At 66.6% G+C, this 16,365-nt stretch carries 14 protein-coding genes; 12 read left to right on the forward strand and 2 right to left on the reverse strand.

Annotation, left to right across the window (positions count from 1 at the left end):
• Window positions 1–76: 76 nt before the first annotated feature.
• The 4 genes from VHN57_RS13565 (at window position 77) to VHN57_RS13580 (ending at window position 4,559) form a co-directional block, all read left to right on the forward strand.
• The gene (locus tag VHN57_RS13565; RefSeq protein ID WP_037517156.1) at window positions 77–1,111 is read left to right on the forward strand and encodes a patatin-like phospholipase family protein; all 1,035 of its coding nucleotides are present in this window, start codon (window positions 77–79) and stop codon (window positions 1,109–1,111) included.
• Window positions 1,104–2,564 (forward strand): GntP family permease, encoded by a 1,461-nt coding sequence (locus VHN57_RS13570; protein ID WP_278988372.1) that lies wholly within the window; start codon window positions 1,104–1,106, stop codon window positions 2,562–2,564. Before VHN57_RS13565 ends, VHN57_RS13570 begins: the two co-directional genes overlap by 8 nt.
• A 45-nt stretch (window positions 2,565–2,609) precedes the next feature.
• Window positions 2,610–3,512 (forward strand): DMT family transporter, encoded by a 903-nt coding sequence (locus VHN57_RS13575; protein WP_423286035.1) that lies wholly within the window; start codon window positions 2,610–2,612, stop codon window positions 3,510–3,512.
• 72 nt (window positions 3,513–3,584) lie between these two features.
• A complete protein-coding gene (locus tag VHN57_RS13580) occupies window positions 3,585–4,559 on the forward strand; it encodes a cupin-like domain-containing protein (RefSeq protein WP_423284164.1) in 975 nt (324 codons plus the stop codon).
• 150 nt (window positions 4,560–4,709) lie between these two features.
• On the opposite strand, the gene VHN57_RS13585 is transcribed toward VHN57_RS13580, so the two are convergent.
• On the reverse strand, window positions 4,710–4,988 hold the full coding sequence (locus tag VHN57_RS13585) for a chorismate mutase (RefSeq protein ID WP_004207932.1): 279 nt from the start codon (window positions 4,986–4,988) through the stop codon (window positions 4,710–4,712).
• Window positions 4,989–5,149: 161 nt separating this feature from the next.
• Between VHN57_RS13585 and VHN57_RS13590 the strand changes: the two genes are divergently transcribed.
• The 8 genes from VHN57_RS13590 to VHN57_RS13625 all read left to right on the forward strand — a co-directional run bounded on the left by VHN57_RS13590 (window position 5,150) and on the right by VHN57_RS13625 (window position 15,498).
• The gene (locus tag VHN57_RS13590; RefSeq protein WP_004207933.1) at window positions 5,150–6,175 is read left to right on the forward strand and encodes a polyprenyl synthetase family protein; all 1,026 of its coding nucleotides are present in this window, start codon (window positions 5,150–5,152) and stop codon (window positions 6,173–6,175) included.
• Window positions 6,176–6,275: 100 nt separating this feature from the next.
• The gene (locus VHN57_RS13595) at window positions 6,276–7,055 is read left to right on the forward strand and encodes a TSUP family transporter (RefSeq protein ID WP_010336303.1); all 780 of its coding nucleotides are present in this window, start codon (window positions 6,276–6,278) and stop codon (window positions 7,053–7,055) included.
• 131 nt (window positions 7,056–7,186) lie between these two features.
• Window positions 7,187–8,704, forward strand: coding sequence for an arylsulfatase (locus VHN57_RS13600; protein ID WP_069337099.1), 1,518 nt, complete (start codon window positions 7,187–7,189; stop codon window positions 8,702–8,704).
• Between the two features lie 118 nt (window positions 8,705–8,822).
• Window positions 8,823–11,273, forward strand: a complete 2,451-nt coding sequence (hrpB, locus tag VHN57_RS13605; protein ID WP_423284167.1) for an ATP-dependent helicase HrpB — start codon at window positions 8,823–8,825, stop codon at window positions 11,271–11,273.
• A gap of 56 nt (window positions 11,274–11,329) precedes the next feature.
• The gene (locus VHN57_RS13610; protein ID WP_423284169.1) at window positions 11,330–11,608 is read left to right on the forward strand and encodes an ETC complex I subunit; all 279 of its coding nucleotides are present in this window, start codon (window positions 11,330–11,332) and stop codon (window positions 11,606–11,608) included.
• A gap of 164 nt (window positions 11,609–11,772) precedes the next feature.
• Window positions 11,773–12,018: an acyl carrier protein gene (locus tag VHN57_RS13615; RefSeq protein WP_423284171.1), complete on the forward strand. Its 246-nt coding sequence runs from the start codon at window positions 11,773–11,775 to the stop codon at window positions 12,016–12,018.
• Between the two features lie 133 nt (window positions 12,019–12,151).
• On the forward strand, window positions 12,152–13,384 hold the full coding sequence (gene spt / locus VHN57_RS13620) for a serine palmitoyltransferase (RefSeq protein WP_423284173.1): 1,233 nt from the start codon (window positions 12,152–12,154) through the stop codon (window positions 13,382–13,384).
• Between the two features lie 122 nt (window positions 13,385–13,506).
• A complete protein-coding gene (locus VHN57_RS13625; protein ID WP_278986802.1) occupies window positions 13,507–15,498 on the forward strand; it encodes an ATP-binding protein in 1,992 nt (663 codons plus the stop codon).
• On the opposite strand, the gene VHN57_RS13630 is transcribed toward VHN57_RS13625, so the two are convergent.
• Window positions 15,455–16,336, reverse strand: coding sequence for a hypothetical protein (locus VHN57_RS13630; protein WP_037517172.1), 882 nt, complete (start codon window positions 16,334–16,336; stop codon window positions 15,455–15,457). The two genes, VHN57_RS13625 and VHN57_RS13630, sit on opposite strands and share 44 nt — an antisense overlap.
• Window positions 16,337–16,365: the final 29 nt, after the last annotated feature.

Consider the following 16,365-nt stretch of genomic DNA (forward strand, 5'->3'; position numbering starts at 1 on the left):
GCGGGCCGCAATGGTCCCATGCTGCATCGCAACAAACTCCGATAGCGGGGCATCCCCGCCAAGCGCGAGGTGCCCGATGCCCGATCCGACTGCCGAGCCGCAAAGCCGCCTGATCGACCTGGCCCTGCAGGGCGGCGGCGCCCATGGCGCCTTCACCTGGGGCGTGCTCGACCGCCTGCTGGAGGAACCCTGGCTGCGGATCGACGGCATATCGGGCACGTCGGCCGGGGCGATGAACGCGGCCGTGCTGGCCAGCGGCTATGCCCATGGCGGCGCGCCGGGCGCCCGCCGCGCCCTCACCCGCTTCTGGAGCAAGGTGTCGGACGGGGCGATGTTCAGCCCGTTCCGCCGCAGTCCGCTCGACATAGCGCTCGGCCGCTGGACGCTCGATTATTCGCCACTCTATGTCGGCATGGACCTGATGGCGCGGCTCTGCTCGCCCTATGATCTCAATCCGGGCGGGTTCAACCCGCTGACCGACATCCTCAACGAATGCGTCGATTTCGACCATCTTGCCGCCAGCCCGATCCGCCTGTTCATCACCGCGACCAGCGTGCGCACCGGCCAGGCCCGCGTGTTCCGCAATGCGGAGATCACCCCCGACGTGCTGCTCGCCTCCGCCTGCCTGCCGACCATGTTCCACGCGGTCGAGATCGATGGCGAGGCCTATTGGGACGGCGGCTATTCGGGCAATCCGACGCTGACGCCGCTGGTGCGCGACTGCGATTCGGACGACACCATCCTGATCCAGGTAAACCCGGTCGAGCGCGCCACCGACCTCTACGCCGCGCGCGACATTGCCAGCCGATTGAACGAGATTTCCTTCAACGCCGTGCTGTTGCAGGAAATCCGGATGATGGCGCTGCTGCGCCAAGTCGCCGACCCCGGCCATGGCGAGGGCGAGAAATGGGCGAAGATGCGTATCCACCGCATCGCCAGCGCCGACATGCTGCAATTCGGCCATTCGTCCAAGCTGAACGCCGAATGGGCTTTCCTGTGGAAGCTCAAGAAGATCGGGCGCAAGGCGGCGGACGATTTCCTGAAGGATCATGGCCAGGCGATCGGCCGGGAATCGACGCTCGATATCGACGCGCTGCTCGCCCATGTCTGAGGCATTGAGCTTCCTCGGCATATTGGTCGCGCTCGGCGCGCTGATCGCCATGGCCTATCGCGGCTGGAGCGTGCTGTTCCTCGCCCCGGCGCTGGCGATGATCGCCGCCAGCTTTTCGGGCTATCCGATGCTGGCGAGCTGGACCCAGATCTTCATGGTCGCCGCCGCCGGCTTCCTCGCCCAGTTTTTCCCGCTCTTCCTGCTCGGCGCGATCTTCGCCAAGCTGATGAACGACAGCGGATCGGTGCGCACCATTGCCGACGCCATGATCGGCTGGCTGGGGTCCGGCCGCGCGATCATGGCGGTGGTGCTGGCCGGCGCGATCCTGACCTATGGCGGGGTCAGCCTGTTCGTCGCCTTCTTCGTGCTGGTGCCGATGGCGCAGGCGCTGTTCCGCGCCGGCAACATCCCCCGGCGGCTGGTGCCCGCGACCATCATCCTGGGCACATCGACCTTCACCATGACCGCCCTGCCCGGCACGCCGGCGATCCAGAATGTCATTCCCATGCCGTTCTTCGGCACCTCCATCTATGCCGCGCCGGGCCTGGGCCTGATCGCCGCGATCATCATGCTGGCGGTGGGGCTTGGCTGGCTGCTGCGGGCACAGGCGACCGCCGCTGCCCGACAGGAGGGCTATGATCCCAGCCTGTCCCCGGCCGTGCCAGTCGACAGCGCGCGGATGCGCGAGCATACGACGACCGCCTCCACCTTCGATCCGGCCGAAATGGACAAGGGGGCGCCCACCGACGACCGCCCTTCGCTCGGCATCGCCTTCCTGCCGATCGGGGTGATGATCGGCTGCAACCTCATCCTCTCGCTCTGGCTGTTCCCGACCTGGGACGCACCCTTCCTGGCGGAGCCTTTATGGGGCAGCACCAGCCTGGGCGCGGTTGCGGGCATATGGTCGGTGACGGCGGCGCTGATGATCGCGACGCTCGCCATCATCCTGTGCAACCGGGGCCGCCTCGTCAGCCTGCGCGACAGCATCGATTCGGGCGCCAACGCCGCCGTGCTGCCGATCATCAGCGTGGCGAGCCTGGTCGGCTTCGGCGCGGTGATCGCCGCGCTGCCCGCCTTCCACATGATCCGCGACTGGGTGCTGGGCATGGGCGGCGGGCCGCTGGTGTCGCTGGCGGTGGCGACCAACCTGCTCGCCGCGCTCACCGGATCGGCCTCGGGCGGGCTCACCATCGCGCTGGAGGCGCTGGGGCCGACCTATATGGCGATTGCGGCACAGACCGGCACCGATCCCGCCATCATGCACCGGGTGGCGGTGATCGGGTCGGGCACGCTGGACATATTGCCGCATAATGGCGCGATCGTCACCCTGCTGGCGCTGAGCGGTGTCACCCACCGCGAATCCTATCTGGATATCGCCATGGCCGGCATCGTCAGCTCGCTTGCGGCACTGGTCGCCGTCATCCTGATCGGGTCAGCGACCGGCAGCTTCTGATCCCTTCGCCTCTTGGCCGGGTCGACAGGCGCGCGCGCATCGGCCATGGGCTGCGCCATGTTCGGCATTATCGCATCCCTGTTGTTCGTCCTGATCTGGTCCACCGGTTTCATCGTCGCCCGCGCGATGGTGCCCCATGGCGCGCCCGAGCTGATCCTGGCCGCGCGCCTGTGCCTGACCGCGCTGCTGCTCGGCGCGCTGGCGCTGCATGGGCGCCAGCCCTGGCCGCGCGGCCGGCGATTGGGGCTGCATCTGGCGGCGGGCGCGATGCTGCACGGCCTTTACCTTACGCTCAGCTGGTGGGCAGTCAGCCATGGCATGCCGGCCGGCATCATGTCGCTGCTCGGCGCGACCCAGCCGCTGATGGTGGCGGTCGCCAGCGTCGCGATCCTGGGCGAGCGCTTGCCCGCGCGCGCCTGGAGCGGCCTTGCCATCGCCATCCTGGGCGTCGGCTGCGTGCTGATGCCGGCGATCGCCAAGTCGGGTGCGGGCGCGATCACCCTGATCCCCGCCGTTGCCGGCATTGTCGCGGTGCTGGCGATGACCGGCGGCACGCTGATCCAGCGCGGCACGATCGGCGGCGATCCGATCTGGGTGTCGGGCGCGGTGCAGAATGCCGGCGGCGCGCTGGTGGCGATCGCCGCTACCCTGATCGTGGGCGAATGGCGCTGGGACAATAGCCCGATGATGTGGATCGGCCTCAGTTGGTCGGTGCTGGGCCTCTCGGCCGCCGGCCTGTCGCTGCTGGTCTGGCTGGTGCGCACCCAGGGACCGACGCGCATGTCGATGCTGTTGCTGCTGGTGCCGCCGCTCGCCGCGGTCGAGGCCTGGCTGCTGTTCGGCGAGAAGCTCGGTCCCGTGCAGATCGCCGGCTTCGCGTTGGCGCTGGGCGGCGTGCTGCTCGGTCGGTCACAGCCCAAGCGGACCGAGGTGGTGGAGCCGGCCTGAGCCGCCACCGCGCCGTCACAGGTTTGTCACATCCTGCAACATGGCGGTCATGATCGCGCGCTAGGGCGGGTCATGAGCAAATCCGGCCGCACCCCGCCGCTTCCCTCGATCCTGTCGCAGGCGGCGGACATGCAGATGCAGATGACCCTGCGCCAGGTCGGCTTTGGCGCGCCGTCCGCCAATGCCGCGCCCCATGTGCCGCCCAAGCCTGTGCCCGCGCCCCGCGACGACAGCGCGCTCGCGCTCAAGCGGCGCGACTGGCTGCTCAACGTCATGGAGCAGCAGCGCGCGCTGTCGCCCTACGCCTCCGGCCTGCTGACCGCCGACGCGCTGTCAGGCGAGGATTTCCTGCATAATTTCTACGCGCCCGGCCGCCCGGTCCTGATCAAGGGGGCGATGGAGGGCTGGCCCGCCCGCGCAAAATGGACGCCGGACTATCTGGCCGATGCCATTGGCGCGGCGGAAATCGAATATCAGGGCGGCCGGGCACAGGCCGCCGACTATGAGCTGGCCAAGGACCGGCACAAGTGCCGCGCCCCCTTTCGCCAGTTCATCGACCTTGTGCGCGACGGCGGCAATGACGCCTATCTGACCGCCTATAACAGCGCGGCGAACGGCCCGGCGCTCGCGCCGCTACAGGCAGACCTTGGCCATCCCGACACCTATCTGGCGCCGACGCCCGGCATGCTCTGGATCGGCGGCGCGGGCGCCTTCACCCCACTGCATTTCGACCTCACCAACAATCTGCTGGCGCAGGTGACGGGCACCAAGCATGTCATGCTGGTGCCGCCGTCGCAGACCAGCCGGCTGGCGCATAACCGCCATGTCTTCAGCGATGTCGGCGACCTGACCGATCCGGCGCGGCTGGATCAATACCCGCGCGCCCGCGACGTGCTGCGCTACGAAGTGCGGCTGATGCCGGGCGATCTGCTCTTCATCCCGATCGGCTGGTGGCATCAGGTCCGGTCGGAAAGCTTCTCGACCATGCTGACCTACACGCATTTCCACTGGCCCAATGCGGGCCATGAAAATTATCCGAAGGATTAAAGCCTTGTTTGGAGAATGTGCTGCCCCACATTCTACCGCACCGGCCCGCTCCCCCACCCGGCCACCCAAAGAATACTGCCGTTGGGTGGCCGGGTGGGGGAGCGGGCTGGCACCGCCTCAAAAATGCGCTCTTTCGCGCATTTTTCGAAATCAGCCTTCCCGCAGCCGCTCATGATGGCGGATCACCTCATCGATGATGAAGCGCAGGAATTTCTCGGTGAAGTCGGGATCGAGATTAGCGTCGAGCGCGAGCTGGCGCAGGCGCGAAATCTGGCGTTCCTCGCGGCCTGGATCGGCCGGCGGCAGGTCGTGGGTCGCCTTATATTCGCCCACGGCCTGGGTGACCTTGAACCGTTCCGCCAGCATGAAGACGAGCGCCGCGTCGATATTGTCGATGCTCTCGCGATAGCGCTTCAAAGTCTCATCCACCTGGCATTCTCCACAGCGGCATCGCGGCGGGAAAAGGCGTGGCTTTTCCGTTACTGCGATGCGTCAATCAATCGTCCGGCGCGCTTTTTGCGCCATTGCGCCGCGCAGGCAAGCTATTCCCGCTTGCCATCTGCTTTTTGCCCCGTCAGAGGACGCTTGTCATGACTGCATCCTCCCCCGGCAACGTCCACCCGATCGGCCGCACCAGCGCCCCTTCGCTCGCTCCCATCATGGCGCTCGTCGCCGATGGCATGAACCAGGTGAACAGCGTGATCCTGGACCGGATGCAGTCGCGCATCCCGCTGATCCCGGAACTGGCCGGCCATCTGATCGCCGGCGGCGGCAAGCGGCTGCGGCCGATGCTGACGCTCGCCTGCGCCGACCTGGTCGGCTATGCCGGATCGCGCCATTACAAGCTGGCTGCATCGGTCGAGTTCATCCACACCGCCACGCTGCTGCATGACGATGTCGTCGACGGATCGGGCCTGCGCCGCGGCCGCAAGACCGCCAACATCATCTGGGGCAACAGCGCCTCCGTGCTGGTCGGCGACTTCCTCTTCTCCCGCTCGTTCGAGCTGATGGTCGAGGCCGAGTCGCTCAAGGTGCTCAAGATCCTGTCGGGCGCTTCGGCGATCATCGCCGAGGGCGAGGTCAACCAGCTGACCGCCCAGCGCAAGATCGACACCAGCGAAGAACAATATCTCGACATCATCGGCGCCAAGACCGCCGCCCTGTTCGCCGCCGCCTGCCGCATTTCCGCCGTGGTCGCCGACCGCAGCGAGGCGGAGGAACATGCGCTCGACGTCTATGGCCGCAACCTTGGCATCGCCTTCCAGTTGATCGACGACGCGATCGACTATGAATCGGATGGCGCCACCATGGGCAAGGATGCCGGCGACGATTTCCGCGACGGCAAGGTCACCCTGCCGGTGATCCTGGCCTATGCGCGCGGCTCGGACGAGGACAAGGCCTTCTGGAAGGCCGCGATCTCGGGCCATCGCATCAGCGACGAGGATCTGGCCCACGCGACGCAGCTGCTGCGCCAGACCGGCGCGATTGCCGACACGCTGGCCCGCGCCCGCCATTATGGCCAGCGCGCGATCGACGCGCTGGGCATGTTCGATGCCGGCAAGGCGAAAGCGGCCCTTACCGAAGCGGTCGAATTCGCGATAGCACGGGCATATTGAGGAACGAGCGGCTTCGCTCGTCCCTCCCATCATCCTCCCGGCCTGACAGCGAAGTCCTTTCGCATCCTTTTGGGCTGCGAAATTTAGGGCTGTTGCGCGCGTGATCCTGTCCCCCGAAACCATCGCCTTCCTCATGGCCGCCGCCTTCATGGCCGGCTGCATCGACGCGATGGCGGGCGGGGGCGGCCTCATTGCCCTGCCCGCGCTGCTCGCCGCCGGCGTGCCGCCGGTGCCGGCGGTCGCGACCAACAAGCTGCAAAGCTGCCTTGGCACCTTCGGCGCGTGCGTCGCCTATGCGCGGCGCGGCCATATGGACCTTGCGACCTACAAGGGGCCGGTGATCGCCGCCTTCATCGGGTCGATCGGCGGCGCCTGGCTGCTGCAACGGGTCGATCCGTCGATCCTGGCGGGACTGATGCCCGCGCTGCTGATCGCGATGGCCGCCTATTTCACCTTCTCGCCCAAGCTGAGCGATGCCGATCGCCATGCCCGCGTCGGCATGTGGGGCCTGTCCGGCATGATCGGTGTGGTCGGCTTCTATGACGGCTTTTTCGGGCCGGGCGCCGGCGCCTTCTACACCACCATCTTCATCGCGCTGGGCGGCCTGTCGCTGCTGCGGGCCACCGCCCAGACCAAGGCGGCCAATTTCGCCTCCAATGTCGCGGGGCTGCTGACCATGGTGGCTGGCGGCCATGTCATCTGGATCGCGGGCCTGGCCATGGCTGTCGGATCGATCACCGGCGGCCAGATCGGATCGCACCTCGCCATGCGGTTCGGCTCGAAGCTGATCAAGCCGCTGCTCATCATCATGTCGCTGGCGCTGACGACCAAGATGCTGCTCGATCCGAAGAACCCGATCCACATCTATCTGTTCGGCTAGTATCTGTTCGGTTAGCCCCCCTTCTCCGGGCATAGGGGATGTCCCCGCCGCTTCTCGGGATTATCCCCATGCAGCGTCGCGGCCCGCCCGCCATTAGCCTTCCGCCGATCCATCATGGTCGGAGACTCGGCATGGCGACGAAGAAACCCAATATCCTGGTCATCTGGGGTGACGATATCGGCTGGCAGAATGTCAGTGCCTATGGCCTGGGCACGATGGGCTATACCACGCCCAATATCGACAGCATCGGCTATGGCGGCATCCGCTTCACCGATCATTATGCCCAGCAGTCCTGCACCGCCGGCCGCGCCGCCTTCATCACCGGCCAATATCCGATCCGCTCGGGCATGGTGACGGTGGGGCAGCCGGGCGATCTTCTCGGCCTCCAGCCGGCCTCTCCCTGCCTCGCCGAAGTAATGAAAGGCGCGGGCTATCGCACCGGCCATTTCGGCAAGAGCCATCTGGGCGATCGCAATGAGCATCTGCCGACCAACCATGGCTTCGATGAGTTTTTCGGCAACCTCTACCATCTCAACGTGTCGGAAGAGGAAGAGCAGCGCGATTACCAGAATTTCGCCAAGGCCCATTCGGGCAGCGTCGAAGCCTATATGAAGAAATTTGGCCCGCGCGGCGTGATCCACAGCTGGGCCACCGATGTCGACGACCCGACCGAGGATCCGCGCTACGGCAAGGTCGGCAAGCAGAAGATCGTCGACACCGGCCCGCTGCACCAGGAACGCATGCACGAGGTGGACGAGAAGGAGTTCATCCCGCCCGCGCTGGAGTTCATGCAGAAGGCCAAGGATGCCGACGAACCCTTCTTCGTCTGGCTCAACACCAGCCGTATGCACCTCTACACCCGGCTCAACGACAAATGGCGCTATGCGGCGGAAAAATACACGTCGGACGCCGACCTGCACGGCTCGGGCATGCTGCAGCATGACCATGATATCGGGATCGTGCTCGACTGGCTGAAGGAAAGCGGCCTGGAGGAGGATACCATCGTCTGGTATTCGACCGACAATGGCCCGGAACATTCCTCCTGGCCGCATGGCGCGACCACGCCCTGGCGCGGCGAGAAGATGACCACCTACGAAGGCGGCGTCCGTGTCATCTCGATGCTGAAATGGCCCGGCGTGATCGAGCCGATGCAGCTCAAGAACGGTATCCAGTGCCATCAGGACATGTTCACCACCCTGGCCGTCGCCGCCGGCGTCACGGACGTGAACGAGAAGGTTCTCAAGGAGAAGAGCCAATATATCGATGGCGTCAACAACCTCGACTATTGGACGGGCAAGGCCGAGGATTCGGCGCGGAACCATGTGTTCCACTATAATGAATCGAAGCTCACAGCGTTGCGCATGGGGCCGTGGAAATGGCATTTCTCGACCAACGAGGATTATTACGGCACCATGGTCGGCCGCTCCAAGCCGATGGTCTTCAACATTCGCATGGATCCGTTCGAAAGCTATGACAACAGCGACTCCTACGGCCATCTGATCCAGAAGGTGGCGTGGCAGAACGGGCCGCTGGGCGAATTGATGAAGGAACATCTGACGACGCTCGCCCAATATCCGCCGGTCCAGGGCGGCAAGAGCTTCGACATGTCCAACGTGGTCGAACAGTTCATGAGCAAGGGCCACGACTGAGCGTCGCGCGCCAGCGCCGGAATAGACGCAATGCCCGGAGCCGCACGGCTTCGGGCATTGCCGTTTCTGCCCGGCGCGCCTTGCGCTCCGCCCGGATTGGCGCGAGAGGGGGCGGATCATGACCGCCCCCGCCCTGCCGATCCATGCCGTCCTGCCCGACCTGCTCGCTGCGCTGCGCGCCGGCAGCAATGCCGTGCTGGTGGCGCCGCCGGGTGCGGGCAAGACGACGGCGGTGGCCCCCGCCCTGCTCGACCAGCCCTGGTGCGACGGGCAGATACTGCTACTCTCCCCCCGCCGTCTCGCCGCCCGCGCCGCGGCCGAGCGGATTGCCGAAATGCTGGGCGAGCAGCCCGGCGGCACGGTCGGCTATGCGACGCGGATGGACAGCAAGGTCAGCGCGAAGACGCGGCTGCTGGTGCTGACCGAGGGCATTTTCGTCCGCCGCATTCAGGATGATCCCGAACTGGCGGGCGTGTCCGCCGTGCTGTTCGATGAAGTGCATGAGCGCAGCCTGGACAGCGATTTCGGCCTGGCGCTCGCGCTCGATGCGCAGGCGGCGCTGCGCCCGGACCTGCGCCTCCTGCCGATGTCGGCCACGCTCGACGGGGCGCGCTTCTCCACATTGCTCGATGGCGCGCCGGTGATCGAGAGCGAGGGCAAGATCCAGCTCCTCGAACTGCGCCATATCGGCCGCAATGCCGAAAAGCGGATCGAGGATGAGATGGCCGCCGCCATCCGCCGCGCGCTGGAGGAAGAAGCCGACGGCGACCTGCTCGCCTTCCTGCCCGGCGTCCGGGAAATCGAGCGCACCGCCGAACGGATCGAGGGTGGCGCGTTCGAGGTCCACATGTTGCACGGCTCGCTCGATCCGGCGGCCCAGCGCGCCGCCATCCGCCCGTCGCGCGAGGGGCGGCGCAAGGTGATCCTCGCCACCTCGATCGCCGAAACCAGCCTGACCATCGACGGCGTCCGCATCGTCGTCGACTCCGGCCTGGCCCGGCGTCCGCGCTATGACCGCGCCGCCGGCGTCACCCGCCTCGTCACCGAGCGCGCCAGCCAGGCGTCGGCGACCCAGCGCGCCGGCCGCGCCGCGCGCCAGCGGCCGGGTGTCGCCTATCGCCTGTGGGAGGCCGCGGCGACGGCGGGCATGCCGCCCTTCGACCCGCCGGAAATATTGGAAAGCGATCTTTCCAGCCTGCTGCTCGACTGCGCGCTCTGGGGCGTGAGCGATCCGGCCAGCCTGCGCTGGCTCGACGCGCCGCCCGCCGCCGCCGTGGCCGAGGCGCGCAAGCGACTGACCGCCCTGGAGGCGCTCGACGCCGACGGCCGCATCACGGCCCATGGCAAGGCGCTCGCCACCCTGCCGCTGGCGCCGCGCATCGCCCATATGCTGGTGCGCGCCGGCGAGCGCGGCCTCACCCGCACCGCCGCCGAGATCGCGGTCCTGCTCGGCGAACGCGGCCTGGGCGGGCACGATACCGACCTCACCCTGCGGCTGCAGCGCTGGCGGCGCGAGAGCGGCAAGCGGGCCGAGGCCGGTCGCGGCCTCGCCAAGCGCTGGGCCAGGCTGGTCGATGGCCGCCCGGCCGCAGAAGGCGGACTGCATGATGTCGGCCTCTGCCTCGCCCTTGCCTTTCCCGATCGCGTCGCCAAGCGCCGCTCCGCCGATGGCGCCGACTGGGCCAGCGTGGGCGGGCGCGGCTTCCGGCTCGATCCGCTCTCGCCGCTGGCCAGCGAAGCCTGGCTGGCGGTGGGCGAAGTGCAGGGCAGCGCCGCGGGCGCGCGCATCCTGTCGGCCGCCCCCATCGGCGAGGCGGAGGTGATCGCTCTGTTCGGCGAGCGCATCGCCGAGCATCGCACGGTGAAGTTCCGCCCCGCCAATGGCGGGATCGAGGCGCTGCGGGAGCGGCGGATGGGCGCGGTGCGCCTGTCCTCCGGCTCCGATGACCGGCCCGACCCCGATGCCGTGGTCGCCGCGCTGGTCGATGGCGTGCGGCAGGGCGGCCTTGCCCTCCTCCCCTGGTCGGAAGCGGCGCAATCGCTGCGGATGCGGGCGGAGTTTGCCGGGATCGACGCATTGTCCGACGCCGCCCTGATCGACACGCTGGACGACTGGCTGCCGCCGCTGCTGGCGGGCAAACGCCGCCTGTCCGACATCGACCGCTCGCAACTGTCGGGCAAACTCGAAACGCTGATCGGCTGGGACGGCAAGCAGCAACTCGACCGACTCGCCCCGCCCGATTTCCGATCGCCCGCTGGCTCCACCCATGCGATCGACTATGCGGCCGAGGGCGGCCCGCGCGTGGAATTGCGGGTGCAGGCGCTGTTCGGCCTGTCGCAGCATCCGACCGTCGGCAACCAGCGCATCCCGCTGGTCCTCTCGCTCACATCGCCCGCCGGCCGGCCGATCCAGACGACGCGCGACCTGCCCGGATTCTGGGCCGGCAACTGGCGCGACGTGGCCAAGGAAATGCGTGGTCGCTATCCCCGCCACCCCTGGCCCGACGATCCGGCGAGCGCCAATGCCACATTGCGCACCAAAAATGCGGACGCGCGCCGCAACTCTTGACTTCACGGCGACCGCTGGTGCAACGCACAATGACGATTTTACGGAGTTTCATCGCGATGACCGCGCGCATTTACCAGATCCGGAAGAACGCCCTCCAGTCCGGCAAGGCGCTGACTCACAAGTGGGTGCTGGAATATGCGCCCGCCGAAGCGAAGAAGGCCGATCCGCTGACCGGCTGGGCCGGCTCGGGCGACACCAAGCAGCAGTTGAAGCTCAGCTTCTCCTCGCAGGACGCCGCCGTCGCCTATGCCGAGCGCGAGAAGATCGCCTACACCGTCATCGCGACCCCGCCCAAGACGCTGAAAATTCAGGCCTACGCCGACAATTTCCGCTGATCCTCCCGCCCCTTCGGGGCTGGAATAGCAGAGCGCGGCGCGACACGGCGCGCCGCGAACAAGGCATTTTGCCCCAGATGCTGCCCGATTGACGCCTTATTCGCTTGCCAAAGAGCAAGCCAAGGCGGCAAAAGCCGTGCTTTCATGGAAAGATTGAAGAGATAATGACCGATCGCAGCGAGATTTTCGACAGCGTCGCAGCGCAGATCGCCCCCTTCAACAAGAAGGGCGTCGAACTGACCGAAGTCACCACCTTTGCCGGCGACCTGGAATGGGACAGCCTGACCGTGATGGATTTCGTCGCCGCCATCGAGGACGAGTTCGACATCATCATCACCATGAACATGCAGGCCGAGATCGAGACCGTGGGCCAGCTGGTCGACGCGGTCGCCAAGCTCAAGGCCGCCTGACACTTTAACTACCGTTCGGGCTGAGCGAAGTCGAAGCCCATTGCCGAGCGGAGCCGAGGCTCCATGCTTCGCCTTCGCTCAGCAGCGTCCTTCGACTTCGCTCAGGACGAACGGGTTTGGGATCATTGATATTATGACCGACGCCGCCATCGCTACCGAAACCCGCGATCTCTTCTCCAAGTTCGATCCGCTGATCAACGAGCGCGAGGCGCTGCTGGCGACAGGCGTGCGCGATCCCTATGCGATCGTGATGGACCAGGTGCTCTCGCCCACCCGCGCGATCATCAAGGGCAAGGAAACCATCCTGCTCGGCACCTATAATTATATGGGCATGACCTTCGACCCGGATGTAGTCGAAGCCGGCAAGAAGGCGCTGGACGAGTTCGGCGCCGGCACCACCGGCAGCCGCGTCCTCAACGGCACCTATCAGGGCCACAAGGAAGTCGAGGACGCGCTCAAGGAATTTTACGGCACGAGCGGAGCCATGGTCTTTTCGACCGGCTATCAGGCGAACTTGGGCATCATTTCCACCCTGGCGGGCAAGGGCGACTATGTCGTGCTCGACGCCGACAGCCATGCCTCCATCTATGATGGCTGCGCCATGGGCAACGCGGAGATCGTCCGCTTCCGCCACAACAGCGTCGAGGATCTGGACAAGCGCCTGGGCCGCCTGCCCGCCGATGCGCTGAAGCTGGTCGTGCTGGAAGGCGTCTATTCGATGCTGGGCGACGTCGCCCCGCTGCCCGAGATGGTCGCCGCCATCCGCAAGCACCCCAATTGCATGATCCTGTGCGACGAAGCCCATGGCATGGGCTTCTTCGGCCCCAACGGCCGTGGCGCCTATGAGGAACAGGGCGTCGAGGGCGAGATCGACTTCGTGGTCGGCACCTTCTCCAAGTCGGTCGGCACGGTCGGCGGCTTCTGCGTCTCGAACCATCCCAAGTTCGAGATCCTGCGCCTCGTCTGCCGTCCCTATGTCTTCACCGCCTCGCTGCCGCCCAGCGTCGTCGCCACCGCCGCGACCAGCATCCGCAAGCTGATGCATGCCGGCGAGAAGCGCACCCATCTGTGGAAGAACAGCCAGCGCCTGCACAAGGGCCTCACCGACCTCGGCTTCAAGCTGGGCAGCGCCACGCCGCAGTCGGCGATCATCGCCGTCATCCTGACCGACCAGATGCAGGCGGTGGCGATGTGGCAGACGCTGCTGGAGCTGGGCCTCTACGTCAACATGGCGCGCCCGCCGGCAACCCCGGCCGGCACCTTCCTGCTGCGCTGCTCGCTCTGCGCCGAACATAGCGACGAGCAGGTCGAACAGATCATCGCCATGTTCGAAACCGCCGGCAAGGCCACCGGCGCGATCAACTGATCGCGCTTTTCGACACTCCGACGATCGACCGGGTATTTCCTGCGATAGAATCTGCTACAGCAGCGGAACCATCTAACCTGCATATTCGCGCGGTTAACATAGTTCGGTTAGTGTAACGGTATATGGCGGAACGCGAAGTGATCGATGAACAGGACCGGGGCTGGCGCGCCGCGGCGCGGCGCTACATGCCCCTGGTCCTTGGCATATTGCTGATCGGATCGCTCGGCGCCCTGCTCTACAGCGCCAGCAGCGCCTCGCGCGATCATCAGCGCGCCCTTGCCGAACAGCAGCGCAGCTGGGAAATCATGGCGCTCGCCCGCGCCTTCGAAGCCAAGACCGCCCGCGCCGAAGTGACGCTGGCCCGCTATGTCATCAGCCTCGACCCCGACACCGGCCGCCTGTTCCAGGACCAGTGGCGTACCGCCGCCAGCCAGCTCAAGTCGCTGACCTATGCCACCCGCAAGTCCGACTGGCAGCGCGGCAATGTCCGCGCGCTCCAGGCCGCGTTCGAACAGCGCGGCAAGACGCTGAGCGAAATCGGCCTGCGCACCACCTATGACCAGAAGATGGGCGCGCTGGCGCAATTCCATCAGGCCGGGCGATCGCAGGATATCAAGCGACTGACGGCGCTGATCGATCTGGTGATCCAGGCCGAAAATGCGCGGCTGCGCGAACGCAGCCTGGCCGTCAGCCTGGCGGGCGACCGCACCGAACTGGTCGGCAAGACGTCGCGCATGGTCGGCCTCGCCCTGCTGGTCTGCGTGCTGTTCGCGCTGTGGCTGGTCAATGCCGCCTATACCGAACGGCGCAACGCGCGCCGCATGGCGGAGATGGAGGCGGAACGCGCCGACCGGCTGGAAGAGGCCGTTTCCGCCCGCACCAGCGAATTGTCGGACGCCTATGAGCAGTTGAAGCGCGAATCCGCCGAACGCGCCGCCGCAGAGGATAATCTGCGCCAGATGCAGAAGATGGACGCGGTCGGCCAGTTGACCGGCGGCATCGCCCATGACTTCAACAATATGCTGGCGGTCGTCGTTGGCGGGCTGGAACTGGCCAAGCGCAAACTGCGGCTGAAACCGGCCGAGGCCGGCCATCATCTCGACAATGCGATGGAGGGCGCCAACCGCGCCGCCGCGCTGACCCGCCGCCTGCTTGCCTTTGCCCGGTCCGAACCGCTGCTGCCCAATGCGGTCGATCCCGACAGCCTGCTGCGCGGCATGGCCGATCTGGTCGATCGCACGATCGGCGACCAGATCATCGTCAGCTTCGCCCACAAGGCGAGCGGCTGGCGCATCTTCGTCGACCAGCATCAGATGGAAAACGCCCTGCTCAACCTGTGCGTCAACGCCCGCGACGCCATGGAGGGCCGGGGCAAGCTGACCATCTCGACCGGCCAGGCCCAGCTTGCCGCCAACCAGATCGGCGAATGCCCGGCCGGCGACTATGTCACCGTCAGCGTCACCGACAATGGCTGCGGCATGACGGCCGAGGTGGCCGCCCGCGTGTTCGAGCCCTTCTTCACCACCAAGCCGGTCGGCAAGGGCACCGGCCTTGGCCTCAGCCAGATTTTCGGCTTCGTGCGCCAGAGCCAGGGCGAAATCCGCATCGAATCCGAACTGGGCGCCGGCACCAGCGTCCATATCTACCTGCCGCGCCGCATCCTGACCGAGCAGGAGGCCGCAGCAGAGGCCCCGGCGAGCGAACAGCTGCACACGCTCCATCCCCCGACCCGCATCCTGGTGGTGGAGGATGATCCGCGCGTGCTCAACCAGACCATGGCGGCGCTGGCCGAACTCGGCCACCTGCCGATCGCCTGCGACCATCCCAGCAAGGCGGCCAAGCTGCTCAGCAACAATGCCGATATCGGCCTGATCATGAGCGACGTGCTGATGCCCGACATGACCGGGCCGGAAATGATCCGCACCCTGCCCGCCCATATGCGCCATCTGCCGGTGCTGTTCGTCACCGGCTTCACCGGCGACGCGACCGACAGCGACGATTTCCGGGGGCATGAAGTGCTGCGCAAGCCCTATACGCTCAATGCCCTGGGCCTTGCGCTGTCGAACGCGCTCAGCGGATCGAACCACCCAGGAACAGCCGCGGCAGCAGAGTGACCGCGCCCAGCAGCGGCCAGCGCCGCTGCCAAGGCTTGATCTCGATTGCGGTGCCGGCATGGCGATTGATCTTCCACGCCAGATAATCGATCCCGCCGGCATAGGTGAAGCTCGCCTTGGCGAGGCGCACCACCGACAGATATTTGCCGCGCCGCTGCAGCCCGCGCCAGACCTTGTCCGCATGGTCGGGCGACGGCGGCAGCCCCTCGGCCAGCGCTGCCGCGCCAAAACGGCGATAGCGGTCGGGATCGGCATCGACGATCGAGAGCGAGCGCCCCGTCTTCTCCGCCCGCAATTCGGCATTATAGGTCAGCGTGAAGCCGGTCTTCCACAAAGCGACCGGGTCGTCCCCCTGCCCGTCCGCCATCGGCCGCGCGAGCGACAACAGGGTCGGTGCGGCCTGCGCCACCGCCGCCAGCGCGCGCTGGCGCGCCAGATCATCCGCCGACCATAGCAGCCGCGACGGTTGGGCAAAGCGCGCCCAGACCGAGACATTGTCCGCATTCATGCTGTTCAGCCGGGCAAAATCGGCCTCCGACAGCACGGCATATTTGGCGATCAGGCCGCCATGTTCGAACGGAAAGACATTCGGCGGGATCGCCCGGTTGGCGCGCGCCAGCCAGCCCTTGCCATAGGCCGCCTCATAATCGGAGACGATCAGGTAGAAATCGAGCATCAGCCCGTCGAGATTGGCCTCGCGCAGGCAGGAGCCGTAGAAGAGCACCGCCCGTGCCGCGCCGGGATATTTCGCCGCCAGCGCCCCCGCCATGGCGGCCGCGCGCGGATCGGCCGGCGCGGACAGTTCGGCAGCGACGAGCGAGAACAGGCTGTTGGTCATCGCCAAGCGCTTTAGAGCCTGATCCCGCC

This window comes from Sphingobium salicis subsp. salicis, assembly GCF_049472635.1.
GTDB classification, from domain to species: domain Bacteria; phylum Pseudomonadota; class Alphaproteobacteria; order Sphingomonadales; family Sphingomonadaceae; genus Sphingobium; species Sphingobium yanoikuyae_A.

Coding starts and splice junctions, on each gene's coding strand:
- VHN57_RS13570 (WP_278988372.1), top strand. CDS start 1,104: ATGTCTGAGGCATTGAGCTTCCTCGGCATATTGGTCGCGCTCGGCGCG.
- VHN57_RS13625 (WP_278986802.1), top strand. CDS start 13,507: ATGGCGGAACGCGAAGTGATCGATGAACAGGACCGGGGCTGGCGCGCC.
- VHN57_RS13590 (WP_004207933.1), top strand. CDS start 5,150: ATGACTGCATCCTCCCCCGGCAACGTCCACCCGATCGGCCGCACCAGC.
- VHN57_RS13565 (WP_037517156.1), top strand. CDS start 77: ATGCCCGATCCGACTGCCGAGCCGCAAAGCCGCCTGATCGACCTGGCC.
- VHN57_RS13610 (WP_423284169.1), top strand. CDS start 11,330: ATGACCGCGCGCATTTACCAGATCCGGAAGAACGCCCTCCAGTCCGGC.
- VHN57_RS13580 (WP_423284164.1), top strand. CDS start 3,585: ATGAGCAAATCCGGCCGCACCCCGCCGCTTCCCTCGATCCTGTCGCAG.
- hrpB (WP_423284167.1), top strand. CDS start 8,823: ATGACCGCCCCCGCCCTGCCGATCCATGCCGTCCTGCCCGACCTGCTC.
- VHN57_RS13615 (WP_423284171.1), top strand. CDS start 11,773: ATGACCGATCGCAGCGAGATTTTCGACAGCGTCGCAGCGCAGATCGCC.
- VHN57_RS13600 (WP_069337099.1), top strand. CDS start 7,187: ATGGCGACGAAGAAACCCAATATCCTGGTCATCTGGGGTGACGATATC.
- VHN57_RS13575 (WP_423286035.1), top strand. CDS start 2,610: ATGGGCTGCGCCATGTTCGGCATTATCGCATCCCTGTTGTTCGTCCTG.
- VHN57_RS13630 (WP_037517172.1), bottom strand. CDS start 16,336: ATGACCAACAGCCTGTTCTCGCTCGTCGCTGCCGAACTGTCCGCGCCG.
- spt (WP_423284173.1), top strand. CDS start 12,152: ATGACCGACGCCGCCATCGCTACCGAAACCCGCGATCTCTTCTCCAAG.